The sequence below is a fragment of the Micromonospora sp. NPDC049240 genome, assembly GCF_040647835.1.
Classification (GTDB): Bacteria; Actinomycetota; Actinomycetes; order Mycobacteriales; family Micromonosporaceae; genus Micromonospora.
On the sequence record NZ_JBEZCX010000005.1, the window covers coordinates 131,118 to 144,243 of the forward strand.

The 13,126-nt window shown below is 74.0% G+C and carries 12 protein-coding genes; 5 read left to right on the plus strand and 7 right to left on the minus strand.

The annotated features are described in order from the left end of the window. Nucleotides 1-30: 30 nt before the first annotated feature. Both AB0B02_RS09505 and AB0B02_RS09510 read right to left on the minus strand, forming a co-directional pair. A complete protein-coding gene (locus tag AB0B02_RS09505; RefSeq protein WP_357298687.1) occupies nt 31-711 on the minus strand; it encodes an A24 family peptidase in 681 nt (226 codons plus the stop codon). Nucleotides 712-722: 11 nt separating this feature from the next. Then, nucleotides 723-1,838 carry an EamA family transporter gene (locus AB0B02_RS09510; RefSeq protein WP_357298690.1) on the minus strand — a complete coding sequence of 372 codons (1,116 nt, stop codon included), beginning with the start codon at nt 1,836-1,838 and terminating at the stop codon, nt 723-725. An 84-nt stretch (nt 1,839-1,922) separates the two neighbouring features. On the opposite strand from AB0B02_RS09510, the gene AB0B02_RS09515 reads away from it, so the two are divergent. Both AB0B02_RS09515 and AB0B02_RS09520 read left to right on the plus strand, forming a co-directional pair. After that, complete coding sequence (locus AB0B02_RS09515; protein WP_357298693.1) at nt 1,923-2,843, plus strand: flagellar basal body protein FliL; 921 nt, start codon at nt 1,923-1,925, stop codon at nt 2,841-2,843. A gap of 129 nt (nt 2,844-2,972) precedes the next feature. Continuing rightward, nucleotides 2,973-4,208, plus strand: a complete 1,236-nt coding sequence (locus AB0B02_RS09520) for an ATP-binding protein (protein WP_281933998.1) — start codon at nt 2,973-2,975, stop codon at nt 4,206-4,208. Nucleotides 4,209-4,290: 82 nt separating this feature from the next. On the opposite strand, the gene AB0B02_RS09525 is transcribed toward AB0B02_RS09520, so the two are convergent. After that, nucleotides 4,291-4,836 carry an N-acetyltransferase gene (locus AB0B02_RS09525; protein WP_281933997.1) on the minus strand — a complete coding sequence of 182 codons (546 nt, stop codon included), beginning with the start codon at nt 4,834-4,836 and terminating at the stop codon, nt 4,291-4,293. A gap of 125 nt (nt 4,837-4,961) precedes the next feature. Between AB0B02_RS09525 and AB0B02_RS09530 the strand changes: the two genes are divergently transcribed. Together AB0B02_RS09530 and AB0B02_RS09535 are read left to right on the plus strand one after the other, a co-directional pair. Then, a complete protein-coding gene (locus AB0B02_RS09530) occupies nt 4,962-5,507 on the plus strand; it encodes a DoxX family protein (RefSeq protein ID WP_281933995.1) in 546 nt (181 codons plus the stop codon). A gap of 203 nt (nt 5,508-5,710) precedes the next feature. After that, nucleotides 5,711-7,147: a glycosyltransferase 87 family protein gene (locus AB0B02_RS09535; protein WP_357298703.1), complete on the plus strand. Its 1,437-nt coding sequence runs from the start codon at nt 5,711-5,713 to the stop codon at nt 7,145-7,147. A 9-nt stretch (nt 7,148-7,156) separates the two neighbouring features. Here AB0B02_RS09535 and AB0B02_RS09540 read toward each other — a convergent pair whose 3' ends face one another. The 4 genes from AB0B02_RS09540 to moaC are packed head-to-tail and all read right to left on the minus strand — an operon-like array spanning nt 7,157 to nt 9,837. After that, nucleotides 7,157-7,588, minus strand: a complete 432-nt coding sequence (locus AB0B02_RS09540) for a molybdenum cofactor biosynthesis protein MoaE (protein WP_281933990.1) — start codon at nt 7,586-7,588, stop codon at nt 7,157-7,159. Further along, nucleotides 7,585-8,841 (minus strand): molybdopterin molybdotransferase MoeA, encoded by a 1,257-nt coding sequence (locus AB0B02_RS09545; protein WP_357298709.1) that lies wholly within the window; start codon nt 8,839-8,841, stop codon nt 7,585-7,587. Before AB0B02_RS09545 ends, AB0B02_RS09540 begins: the two co-directional genes overlap by 4 nt. Nucleotides 8,842-8,878: 37 nt before the next feature. After that, entirely contained in the window at nt 8,879-9,349 is a 471-nt protein-coding gene (locus AB0B02_RS09550) for a MogA/MoaB family molybdenum cofactor biosynthesis protein (protein ID WP_281933987.1), read from the minus strand. Then, nucleotides 9,346-9,837, minus strand: coding sequence for a cyclic pyranopterin monophosphate synthase MoaC (gene moaC / locus AB0B02_RS09555; protein ID WP_357298716.1), 492 nt, complete (start codon nt 9,835-9,837; stop codon nt 9,346-9,348). The genes AB0B02_RS09550 and moaC overlap by 4 nt, the downstream gene beginning before the upstream one ends. An 816-nt stretch (nt 9,838-10,653) precedes the next feature. Here moaC and AB0B02_RS09560 point away from each other — a divergent pair. Next, a complete protein-coding gene (locus AB0B02_RS09560) occupies nt 10,654-13,119 on the plus strand; it encodes a bifunctional diguanylate cyclase/phosphodiesterase (RefSeq protein WP_357299056.1) in 2,466 nt (821 codons plus the stop codon). Nucleotides 13,120-13,126 lie beyond the last annotated feature (7 nt).

Sequence of the window (13,126 nt, forward strand, 5' to 3'; positions counted from 1 at the left end):
AGAAGGGGCCCCTTCTCAACGACCGAGGGCTCAGGTGAGCACGGCGGCGAGCCAGGCGCCGGCCAGGATCGCCGGGCCGAACGGCAGCGGTGTGTCCCGGCGGATCCGGCCGGCGGCGAGCAGGACGAGGACGGTCACGCCGGCGAGCAGGTGTGGGAGGAGCAGCCCGAGCCGGAGCGCCGGCCAGCCGAGCCAGCCCAGGGGGAACCCGAGCGCGGCGGCCAGCTTCACGTCGCCGAAGCCGAGCCGGGCACCGGGCAGCAGGGCGAGCAGCAGATAGCCGCCCAGGGAGAGACCGACCCCGACCAGGGCGGTCGTCAGGCGCCCCGGCTCGCCGGCCACCAGCGCGGTCGCCGGCAGGCCGAGCCCACCGCCGAGCGCCACCGCGCCGACCAGCGGGTCGGGCAGCCGCAACGCGCTCAGGTCGGTCACCGCGAGCACCAGCCCGACGGCGGCGACCAGCAGCAGCGTCGGCAACGTGCGCTCGCCCCCGCGCGCGACGGCCAGGGCGCCGTACACCACCGCCCCGACCACGGCCACGGTGCACCGCCGTGGCCCGACGGCCGGACCGCCGCACCCCACCGCCCCGACCTCGGTGAACCGGCGTGGCGCGGCGCGGCCGACACCGACGGCGCGGCGGCCGATCGGCACCGCGGCCAGACCGGCCAACGCGCCGAGCACCGCCGTTCCCGCCACCGTCACCGCCGACACGGGCCGGGACGCTACCGGCCGGCGCGTCTCCGGGCCGTCCCGTCGCCGGCAGCCGGCGGGGTCCGGACCGCCCCGTCGTCGCCGGCAGCCGGCGGGGTCCGAGCCGTCCCGTCGCCGTCGGCAGCCGGCGGGGTCCGGGCCGTCCCGTCGTCGCCGGCAGTCGGCGGGGTGCGGCTCGGCCGCTCGGTGCTCACCACCACGGCGACGCCGGCCACGAGCACCGCGCCGCCGAGCAGCACCTGCGTGGTGACCGGCTCGGCGGCGAGCAGCGCGCCGAGCGCCACCGCGACCGCCGGGTTCACGTACGCGTAGGTGGAGACCAGCGAGATCGGCGCGTGGGCGAGCAACCAGACGTACGCGGTGAAGGCGACCAGCGAGCCGGCCACCATCAGGTACGCCAGCGCCGCCCAGGACCGCCCGGTCACCTCGGCGGGGTCGAAGTCGGCCAGCTCGCCGCGTACGGCCCCGATCAGCAGGAGCGCCAGCGCGCCGGCCACCATCTCGTAGACGGTCGCCACGAACGGGTCGGCCGGCATCCGGATCCGCCCGGACAGATAGGAACCGATCGACCAGCTCGCGGCGGCGGCGACCACGGTCAGCGCGCCCGCCAGCGGCACCCCGTCCACGCCGTCGCGGGGCAGGACGAGCAGGACGAGCCCGACGAAGCCCAGCGCGACACCGGCGAACGTCCACGGGCGGGGCCGGTCCCCGCCGGCCGTACGCAGCACCACCACCAGCAGCGGCACGGTGGCGATCAGCAGGGCGGCGACCCCGGAGGGCACCGCGTCGCCGGGCGGGCCGGACTCGGCGAGCACCACCAGCCCGTTGCCGCCGGCCAGCAGCAGCACCCCGACCAGCGCGGCCGCGCCGAGGCGACGCGGTGGCACGCGCAGCGCCCCGGGCCCGCGACGGAGCCGCAGCACGAACGCGAGCACCACGGCGGCGGCGGCGAACCGCATCGCGGCGGAGGTGAGTGGCGGCAGGGATTCGACGGCGATCCGGATGCCCAGGTAGGTCGAGCCCCACAGCAGGTAGACCAGCGCCAATGCGGTCCAGACCAGGGCGGCGCGGACAGGCGGCGCCGGGGAGCCGGCGACGTCCGTCGTACTCGGGGGGCGTGAGCTCATCGTGGGACCACGCTACGGTGACCACGGCGTCGGCGTCCCGTGTTGGTGGCCGGCCTCTCAGCACCGGCTACACAGGAGGCGTTCATGTCGAACTTCGGACCACCGGGCGGCGGCGCATCCGAGCCGTGGCGGGGACGACGCCCGGACGACGGCTACGCCCACGATCCGCACCACGACCCGGTGCCCGGCGGCCCGCAGTACGGCCCGCCCACCCCGCAGTACGGCCCGCCGCAGGAGCAGTACGGCCCGCCCCAGCAGTACGGGCCACCGCCCGAGCAGTACGGCCCGCCCGCCGAGCAGTACGGTCCGCCCTCGCAGTACGGGCCGCCCGACCAGCGCTTCGAGCCGGCCCCGGGTTGGCCGGACGGCCCGGGCGCCGCGCCCCGGCCCGGCTATCCGGCCGGCCCCGGCTACCCCGGCCAGGTGCCCTATCCCGGGCAGCAGCCCTACGCCGGTGGGCAGCCGTCGTACGGCGCGGGGCAGCCCTACGCCGGCGGGCCACCGCCGTACGGCGCGGGACAACAGCCCTACGACGAGCCGACGCCACCGAAGCGGGGCAGGGGCCCGTTGCTGGTGGTGGTGATCGTGCTGGCGGTGCTGCTGCTGGGCGGCGGCGGGGCGTACTGGCTGCTCGGCCGGGACGGGGACGAGCCGACGGCCGGGACGACGGCCACCACCGCGCCGGCGCCGGCGCCGACCTCGGCGGCGCCGAGCGATCCGGCGGAGGCGGCGCCCACCACGGCGGCCCCGGCCTCCTCGACCGACCCGCGGTTCGTGAAGGCGGGTCAGTGCGTCGCCAACCAGGGCGGCGGCGCCCAGCCGAAGCTGGTGATCGCCGACTGCGCCCCGAAGACGTACGAGGTGCTGCGCCGGATCGACGGCGCGACCAGCGGAAAGAAGGACGCCGAGGCCAAGTGCGGCAAGGTGGCCGGCTACACCGACTGGTACTTCTTCGACAGCGAGCTGGACACGCTCGACTTCGTGCTCTGCCTGAAGCGTCGATAGGCGCTAACCGACTCTATGGCTGTCTGGGGTGGACGCTAGACAGACCTAGATTCGACTCGACGCCGACACGCGGTAGCCGCCTCTACGCGCGTCTAGCCTGGTCACTAGACGACCGGATACTGTGCGAGCGTGGATCCGGTCCGCAACCCGTACGCTCCCGGCGCCGGTCAGCGCCCGCCCGAACTCGCCGGGCGGGGGCGGGAGCTGGACGTCTTCGACGTGGTGCTGGAACGCATCGCCCGGGGCCGGCCGGAACGCAGCCTGATGCTCACCGGCCTGCGCGGGGTCGGCAAGACGGTGCTGCTCAACACGCTCCGGTCGGAGGCGATCAACCACCTCTGGGGCACCGGCAAGATCGAGGCCCGGCCGGACCAGTCGCTGCGCCGGCCGATCGCCGCCGCGCTGCACATGGCGGTCCGCGAGCTGGCCCCCCGACACCGCGCGCCGGACCGGATCGACGGCTTCCTCGGCGTGCTCAAGGCGTTCGCGCAACGGTCCGCGCCGGCCGGGCGGGCCGGTGCGGCCCCGAAGCTGCGCGACAGGTGGCAACCGGGCATCGACGTGCCGGCCAGCAGCGGCCGGGCCGACTCGGGCGACATCGAGATCGACCTGGTCGAGCTGCTCAGCGACGCGGCAGCGGTCGCCACCGACGTGGGCACCGGCATCGCGATCTTCATCGACGAGATGCAGGACGTGGGCGCCGAGGACGTCTCCGCGCTCTGCGCCGCCTGCCACGAGCTGTCCCAGCTCGGCGCGCCGCTCATCGTGGTGGGCGCCGGGCTGCCGCACCTGCCGGCCGTGCTCAGCGCCGCCAAGTCGTACTCCGAACGGCTCTACCGCTACCAGCGGATCGACCGGCTGGACCGGATCGCCGCCGACCAGGCGCTCTGCGCGCCGGCCGAGCGGGAGGAGGTCGAGTACGAGCAGAAGGCGCTCGACCTGCTCTACGAGAAGTCCGGCGGCTACCCCTACTTCGTCCAGGCGTACGGGAAGGCGACCTGGGACCACGCGCCCCGCTCGCCGATCACCGCCGCCGACGTGCGGGTCGCCGCGCCCGAGGCGGAGGCGGAACTGGCGGTGGGCTTCTTCGGCTCCCGGTTCGAGCGGGCCACCCCGGCCGAACGGGAGTACATGCGGGCCATGGCCACGCTGGCGCTGGTGGACGGCGAGGACGGCGCCCGGGATGACATGGACGCCGCGGTGCCCACCGCGGAGATCGCCCGGTCGCTGGGCCGCAAGCCGGCCAGTCTCTCCCCGGCCCGGGACGCACTGATCAAGAAGGGGCTCATCTACTCCGGCGAGCGGGGAACGGTCGCGTTCACCGTCCCGCACTTCGGCCGCTACCTGCGCACCCAGCCGGCCTGAGCGGCGGCCGGGCCGGGCGGGTGAGCGGTGCCCACCTTGGCCACGACTGCGGGGCTCGCAAGCTCACTCCTCGCGTGGCCGGTCAGACCCGCGACCAGGGCGACGGGAAGACCACCTCACCGGCCGGCGGTGGCGGCTCCTCGCCGGTGGACGGCGGCAGCACCAGCGCCTGCCACGGCTCCCCCAGCCCGGACCACGGGCTGGTCAACCCCAACCGGTCCGCCGGGCCGAACCCGAAGCGCCGGTAGTACGCCGGGTCGCCCAGCACCACCACGAGCCGTTCCCCCAGCTCGGTGGCGGCGTCGAGCGCCGCCTGCACCACCGCCGTGCCGTGCCCGACGCGCTGCCGGTGCGGGGCCACCGCCACCGGACCGAGCGCCAGCGCCGGCCAGCCGCCGCCGTCGGCGCGTACCCGCACGCGGGTGAGCAGCGCGAAGCCCACCACCTCGCCGCCGTACTCGGCGACCATGGCCAGTTCCGGGATCCACGCGGCGCTGTGCCGCAACTCCTCGACCAGGCCGACCTCGGGCGGGGTGGTCACGTCGGGTCGGGCGAACGCGCCGGCGAGCACCCGGGCCACCGGCGCTTCGTCGGCCGGGTCCTCCGGGCGCAGTCGCAGCGTCGTCACCCGCGCGACCTTACCGAACGCAACCGGTCCATCCGCGACGGTCGCTGAAATCGATACCGGACGGACGTCGATACCTTTCGTGTGTTGCAGGGGTGACCGGCCCCCGGACGGGGTAAGACTGAACCATGAAGCCCGTGCGCTCCCTCGCCCGAGTCATGTTGAGCGGCATCTTCGTGGTCAGCGGCGCCCGCAACCTGCGCAACGCGGAACGGCTGGTGCCCGCCGCGAAGCCGGTCACCGACCGGGTCGCACCGCTGATCCAGAGCCTGCACCCGCGCATCCCGACCGACACCGAGACGCTGATCCGGGCCAACGCCGCCACCCAACTGGTCGGCGGTCTGATGCTGGCCACCGGCCGGTTCACCCGCCCGGCCGCGCTCGTCCTGGCCGGCACGCTGCTCCCGACGACCGCCGCCGGTCATCCCTTCTGGAACAACGACGACCCGGAGGCGCGCAACAACAACCAGGTCCACTTCCTGAAGAACCTCGGGCTGCTCGGTGGGCTCCTGCTCGCCGCCGCGGACACCGAGGGCAGGCCGGGCCTGCGCTGGCGCGCCGGCCACCGGATCGACCACTCACGCCGGTCGGTGAAGCGCGCGGTCCGCACCGCCCGCCGGGAGGCGAAGATCGCCGTACGCTCCGCGGCGACCGCTCGCCGGATGCCCGGCTGACCTGCATCCCCACGGCCCCCACCCCCGCAAGGCCACCAATCACCTGAACCGTCCGACACCCGTTAACGCGGTGGAAATGTCGCAAACACGTGTGGGATCGGACACGGTCGCGTAACGCGGGAGGCAACATCGTGAGGCACCGTTCTAGGCTCCGTTCTGGACCTGGACGGGCACGACGACCTTGGTACGGGGGTGGCCACGCCATGCCGACGACAGTCGGTAGACGGACCAACCGCCTCCCACCGGCGCCCCGCGTCGTCCTCGGGGTCGACCAGCGGCTCGTGGTGCGCATCGGCATCGTGGCCGCCGTCTCGTACGCGGCCTGGCTCGCGATCGGGGCCTTCGGCCGGCCGTACAACTTCTTCGACATGAAGATCTACCACGGCGCGGTGCTGTGGTGGGCCAACGGCAACGAGCTGTACGACTTCGTCGCCCCCTCGACGACTCTCGGCTTCACCTATCCACCCTTCGCCGGCCTGGTCATGCTGCCGATGTCCTGGCTGCCGGTGGACGCCGCCGGGTTCGTCAACGCGCTGGCCAGCATCGCTGCGCTCGCGGTCGTGCTGGCGGCGTTGCTGCGTCCCATCGTGGACCGGCTCGGCTGGTCCCTCTGGTTCACCGTCGGCATCGCCACCCCGCTCGCCGTGGCGATCGAGCCGTCCCGCGAGACGCTCGGCTACGGCCAGGTCAACCTGCTGCTCTTCGCGCTGATCATGGCGGATCTGGTGGGCCTGCGGTGGCGCGCCAAGCGGGGCACCCACCACGAGACCGCCGAGTCGCCACTGGCCCGCTTCCTCTACAGCGGCGCCTGGGCCGGCGTCGGCATCGGGCTCGCCACCGCCGTCAAGCTCACCCCGGCGCTGTTCATCGGCTACCTGATGCTCACCCGGCAGTGGCGGGCCGCCTGGATCGCGGTCGGCACCACGATCGGGGTGACGCTCGCGACGTTCGGTGCGGTCGGCGAGGAGTCCCGCGCGTACTTCACCAGCGTGCTGTGGCAGACCGAGCGGGTGGGCGCGGCCGACATGACCGCCAACCAGTCCCTCGCCGGGCTGTTGGCCCGGCTCTACGACTCGATCGAGACGCCCGGGCTGCTCTGGCTCGCGTTCTCGGTGCTGGTGCTGGCGCTGGGGCTGTCCCGGGCGATCAGCGCCCGCACCGACGGCGACGAGCTGACCGCGTTCACGCTGGTCGGGCTCACCGCCAACGTGATCAGCCCGATCTCCTGGTCGCACCACCTGGTCTGGGTCATCCCGGCGATCGTGGTGCTGGCCGACGCCGCGGTACGCCGCCGCGAGGCCAGCCGCGGGCTGCCGCTGCGGAACAGCGGGCCGACCCCGGCGACCGGCGTGCCCGCGCTGCGCCCGCCGATCTGGTACCCGACGCTGACCGGGTTCCGGCACGCGGCCGGTGCGCTCGGCCTCTATCTCCTCTTCCTGATCTCACCGATCTGGCCGTACGAGCACCAGCTCCCCGAGGTCTCCCACTACCAGGACGGCCTGTTCGGCGCGCTGATGGAGAACTCGCTGGCCATCGCGTTGATCGTGCTGGTCGCAGCACTGCCCTGGCGTCCCGGTGCCGAGCCGGCGTTCTACCACGACCGGTGGGGCCGTACGGCCCCGCTCACCGCCCGGCGCTGACCGGCCGGCTCAGGGGCAGTTCACCCACTCCTCGGTGCCGTCGTCGAAGACCTGCCGCTTCCAGATCGGCAGCCGCGCCTTCACCTCGTCGACAAGCCGGGCGCACGCCGCGAACGCCGCCGCGCGGTGCGCGGTGCTGACGGCGGCGACCAGCGCGACGTCACCGATCTCCAGTGGGCCGATCCGGTGCGAGACCGCCACCGCGTGCACCGCCGGGTCGGCGGCGATGTCGGCCGCCACCTCGCGCAGCACCGCCTCGGCGGTGGGGTGACCCTCGTACTCCAGCCGGGTGACCGTCCGCCCGTGGTCGTGGTCACGGACCACGCCCTGGAAGGAGACCACCGCCCCGGCCCGCCGATCGGCGACCGCCGCCTCGTGCGCGGCCCGGTCGAGCGGCTGGTCCGTCACCGCACCCAGCACCACCCGCGTCTCCACAGTCATGAGCGTTCTCCCGGAGTCAGGGGCAGCGGCACCAGGGGAACCCGGTCGCCGGCGGCGCCGCTGGTGCCGGGTCGGATCACCGCGAAGCCGTCCGCGCCGGCCAGCCCGCGCAGCATCGCCGAGCCGACGTGCCGCACCGGGTGCGCGGTGCCGGCGACCCGGTCCCAGCGGGCCAGCGCCAGGTGGGTGTGGTCCCCGCGCCCGGGCACCGGCTCGGCGAGGGTGACCTGCGGCAGCACCGGCATCGGCCGGCCGGTGAGACCGGCGAGCAGGGGAGCGACGAGCGAGACCAGCGCCACCACCGCGGACTGCGGATTGCCCGGCAGGCCGGCCACGAAGCGCACCCGGCCGTCGCCGTCGACCAGCCGGGCGAGCAGCATCGGGAAGCCGGGACGCACCGCCACGGTGTTGACCACGTAGTCGGCGCCGAGCGCCTCCAGCGTCGGGTGCAGGTGGTCCACCGGGCCGTGCATGGTGCCACCGGTGGTGCAGACCAGATCGGCGTTGGCGAGCGCACCGCGCAGGGCCGCGACGTGCGCGGGCAGCGTGTCGGCGACCGGCCCGACGACGTCGCCGCCCCGCACCTGGCAGCCGTAGCGGCGCAGCCAGGCCGGCACCGAGGGGCCGAGCGCGTCCCGCACCCGGCCGGCGCCGGGCGGGCCGGAGGTGAGCAGCTCGTCGCCGAAGACCAGCAGCGCGGCCCGGGGCGCGCGGCGGACCCGCAGTGTGTCGTGCCCGCAGGAGGCGGCCAGACCGATCACCGCCGGGTCCACCGGCGTGCCGGCGGGCAGCAACTCCTCCCCACGGTGCGCCTCCTCGCCCGGCTCGCGCCACTCCGGCTGCGGCCGGGGCGTGCCGGTCACCCGACCGTCCACCGTCCGGGTGGAATCCTCGATCCGGAGGATCTCGGTGGTGCCCGCCGGCACCATCGCGCCGGTGGCGATCTCCACGGTGGTGCCGTCGGCGTCCAGCGGCGACGCGGTGTGCCCGGCCAGCAGCCGGCCCACCACCCGCCACGGCCCCGGTCCACGCACCGCCCAGCCGTCCACGCTGGAAGTGGGGAACGCCGGCAGGTCGGTGCGGGTGGTCAGCGGCTCGGCCAGGGTGTGCCCGTCGGTGTCGGCCAGCGGCCGGTTGACCGCGGGGAGCGCGGCAGAGAGCCCGACCGCGTACACCCGGGAGCGGGCCTCCTCCCACCCGGCCGGCGGAGGCGTGCCCACCTCGACGGCGGCGGCTTCGGTTTCCGTGCTCATCCGGCGAGCCTAGCGCCGGTGTGCGCGGCCCGCGGGCTCAGTGGTCGCCGCCGCGGAGCTGGTCGACCGCGTGCCGCAGGATCGGCCCGAGCACGGCCAGGCCGTCCCGCGCGCCGCCGCGCGAGCCCGGCAGGTTCACCACCAGCGTCCGGCCGGTGACGCCGGCCCGGCCCCGGGACAGCGCGGCCGTGGGCACCGCGTCGCGGCTGTGCGCGCGGATCGCCTCGGCGATGCCGGGGATCTCGTAGTCGAGCAGCGCGCCGGTCACCTCGGGCGTGCGGTCGGTCGGGGTGATGCCGGTGCCGCCACTGGTCAGCACCACGTCGACGCCCTCGTCGCGGGCGGCACGCAGCGCGTCGCCGACCGGGTCGCCGTCGGGCACCACCACCGGCGCGTCGACCGTGCAGCCCAGCTCCCGCAGGCCGGCGACGAGCAACGGGCCGCTGGTGTCGGCGTAGACCCCGGCGGCGGCCCGGTTGGAGGCCACGATCACCCGGGCCCGGATCACGACCGGTCCTCCGGCCGGACCCACTCGCCGGTCTTCCCGCCCTCTTTCCGGAGCACCCGGACGGCGTCCACCGACGCGGCCGGGTCGACCGCCTTCACCATGTCGACCAGGGCGAGCCCGGCGACCGCCACCGCGGTGAGCGCCTCCATCTCCACGCCGGTGCGGTCGGCCGTCCGCGCGGTGGCGGTGATCTCCACGGTGTCGGCGGTGAGGCGCAGGTCGACGGTGACGCCGTGCAGGGCGATCGGGTGGCAGAGCGGGATCAGGTCGGGGGTCCGCTTGGCCCCCATGATCCCGGCGAGCCGGCCGACCGCGAGCGCGTCGCCCTTGGGCAGGCCGTCGCGGCGGAGCAGCTCCACCACCTCGGCGGTGGTGCGGAGCCGGCCGGCGGCCACCGCGAGCCGGCCGGAGACCGGCTTGGCGGAGACGTCGACCATCCGGGCGACGCCAGCCGGATCGACGTGGGTGAGCTGCGCGGGTTCGGTCACCGCCCGACCCTATCGGCCGGGTACGACGACCCGCACGAATCAGGTCGCCGCACGAACGGCGAGTAACCGCGAGGAGCAACTGCTGCTTTGGCGTTCCCAGCGGGAGATCGGCCTTTCCCCGCCGGACCGCAAGACCCCGACAACTCGGATTTCCGCGCTGCTGTTCCAGCCCCAGTTGGTGCCGTCCAAGTCGAAACGCCAGCTTAATCCAGTTATCACAAAATCGTTGTCCCGGCGGTGTCCGGCAGCGCTGGCCGTCCATCCGAGCGGTCCGACCCGACTGGTCAATCCGGCCGAGTCCGGTTGTAATGTTCCTCGGCCGAGACGACGCTACAGATGTCGCTCGCGCCGAAACATTCTGGATGGCACTGAGCGACCACGTGAGTACGCGAGGCAGAAGGTCGGCTCCGCTCCGCACATAACTTGTGGACAGAACGTCATTTAAGCGACGAGAGTTGCTTATATTGCGCATACCGACATTAATTCTTCCTTACCGCCCCTTCCTCCCTCTAGCCTTCCTTCCAGTCAACAAGGCGCGGATACACGCACAGGCGATGTCTGCGGCGGGTCGTGCCAATGCGCCACAACCGATTGCGGGTGACGACTCCGATCGGCGGCGATTCCGGCCCGACGGGATATTGGAGGAGGGACGAACAATGCGTAGCACCGAATGGGGATGAGAGTTTCCCGCACCGGAACGAAGCGGTAGGCTGCCGCTCATCGCGTACCGACGGTGAGCGGCGGGTGACTCGGGTGAGCCGGACGACGGAGAGCCGCACGGGTGTCGACCCCGGCCTGCGCGGCCTCGTCTACACCCTGGTGGCCGGCGCATCGCTCGTCGCGCTCATCGCGGTCTCCGCCACGCGCAGGCAACACCCCGAATCGGTACGCGACTTCGTCACCGTGGCGACCCTCGTGGTGACCGTCACGCTGGCCACCGTCATCAAGACGCGGCTACGGATCAGGTCGACCACCTTCTACTTCGCATGGGTGGAAACCGCAATCGTCATCGGCCTGGCCGTCGCGCCGGCCTCCTGGGTCGTCCTGGCCACCGGCCTCGGGGTGGCCGCCGGATCGGTGACCCGCCTGGCACCCATCAAGGTGGCGTTCGCCATCGCGAAGCACACCCTCGTGGCCGGAGGCGCCACCGTCGCCACACTGCTGCTCGGCGGCGCCTGGCCACCTCGAGAGCCACTCCGCATCGTCGTACTGCTGGGAATCGTCTATCTGGTCGCCGCGATCCTCGACGACGTACTTGCGATTCCGGTCATCGCGCTCGCGTCCCGAACGCCGATCCTGCGCCAGTTCCGCAACAACCTCGACCTACGGATCGCCGGCTTCGGCGTGCGATTCGTCGTGGCCGCCTCCACCGTGCTGATCCTCCGGGTCGACCCCCGGCTGTTGCTCGCCGTGCCGCCGCTGGTGCTCAGCCTGCACCTGGCCTACTCCGCCAGGATCCGCGCCCGCACCGAGCAGCAGGCCTGGCAGCGACTCGCCCGCACCACCGACGCGCTCAACGTGGTCGACCTCGACCAGGTCCTCACCACCGCCGTCACCGAGGCCGCCGAACTCTTCTCCGCCGACGAGGTCGAGATCGAACTACGCGAGGGCGGGCGCACGGTCCGCGGCGGCGCGGCCGGCATCGCGTACGACGGGACCGCACCACGCCCCAGCGCCACGGACGGCCGGATCATGCCGGTCACGCTGGAAGGACACGACCGGGCGGAGAACATCGGCGAGCTGCGGCTCCGCTTCGTCGGGCCGGTCGAGCTCTCCGAGCGGGAGCAGTACACCCTGCGTACCTTCGCCTCCGCGCTGTGCACCGCGGTCCGCAACGCCCAGGCGTACGCCGAACTGGCCCGCGTCGCCGCCGACCACGCCTACGCCGCCACCCACGACGCCCTCACCGGCCTGTCCAACCGCCGGCACCTGCTGGACGAGGGCACCGCCCAGCTCACCACCCGGCACGCCGACGGCGTCACCGCCCTGGTGCTGATCGACCTCAACCACTTCAAGGAGGTCAACGACACGCTCGGGCACGGCGCCGGGGACCGGGTGCTGATCCAGGTCGCCGAGCGGCTCCGCGACGCGGCACGCGCCGACGACCTGGTCGCCCGGCTCGGCGGCGACGAGTTCGCCGTGCTGCTACGCGGCCTGCCCGCCCCGGCGGTCGCCGCGCACCGCGCCGAAGCCCTGCTCGCCGCGCTGCACGACCCGATCGACCTCGACGGCATGCGAATCAGCGTGGAAGCCAGCGGCGGCATCGCCGTCGCCCCCGCCACCGGCGGGATGCCCGAGCTGCTGCGCCGCGCCGACGTGGCGATGTACCAGGCCAAGCGTGCCGGCCAGCGGATCGCCACGTACGCGGCGACCCGCGACACCGCCGACCTCAGCCGGCTCACACTCGGCGGCGAACTGCCCCGGGCCGTCGCCGACCACGAGTTCACCGTCAACTTCCAACCCATCGTCGACCTGGGCAGCGGCCAGGTCACCGGCGCGGAGGCGCTGGCCCGCTGGCACCACCCCACCCACGGCCTGATCGACCCGCTGCGCTTCCTGGAGGCGGTGGAACGGTCCGGGCTGCTGCCCGCGTTCGCCGAGGCCATCCTCGACCAGGCGCTGATCGCGGCCGGCTCGTGGCACGACGCCGGCTTCGACCTGCCCGTCTCGGTGAACGTGTCACCACGCAGCCTCCTCGACGCCCGCTTCCCCGGCGCCGTGCTCGCCCGACTGCGCGCCCACGACCTCCCACCCGACCGGCTCGTCCTGGAACTCACCGAGACGCTCACCCTCAGCCAGCTCGACGTGGTCGACCGGGTGCTCAGCCGGCTCCGCGACTCCGGCGTCCGGCTGGCCCTCGACGACTTCGGCACCGGCTACTCGTCGCTCTCCCTGCTCTCCCGCATCCCGGTCCACGAACTCAAGATCGACCGCAGCTTCGTCACCGCCATGGAAACCGCACCCGAGGCCGCCGCCGTGATCCGCTCCACCCTCGACCTGGGCCGCAGCCTCGACCTCACCGTGGTCGCCGAGGGCGTGGAGAGCGAACCACAACGCCGCACGCTCTGGGAGCTGGGCTGCACAGCCGGCCAGGGCCACCTGTTCGCCCGGCCGCTGCCGGCCGGCGCGCTGCTCGCCGCCCTCCAACGCGGCGCCGGCGGCCGGCCCGGCGCGCTCGCCGCACCGCTGCACGACACCGGCGCCGTCATCCGGCTGCCCGGCCGCCGCGCCGCCGGCACCCGGACCCGCCCGGCCCCCGCCACCGACGTCCGGCACCCCTGACCAACCA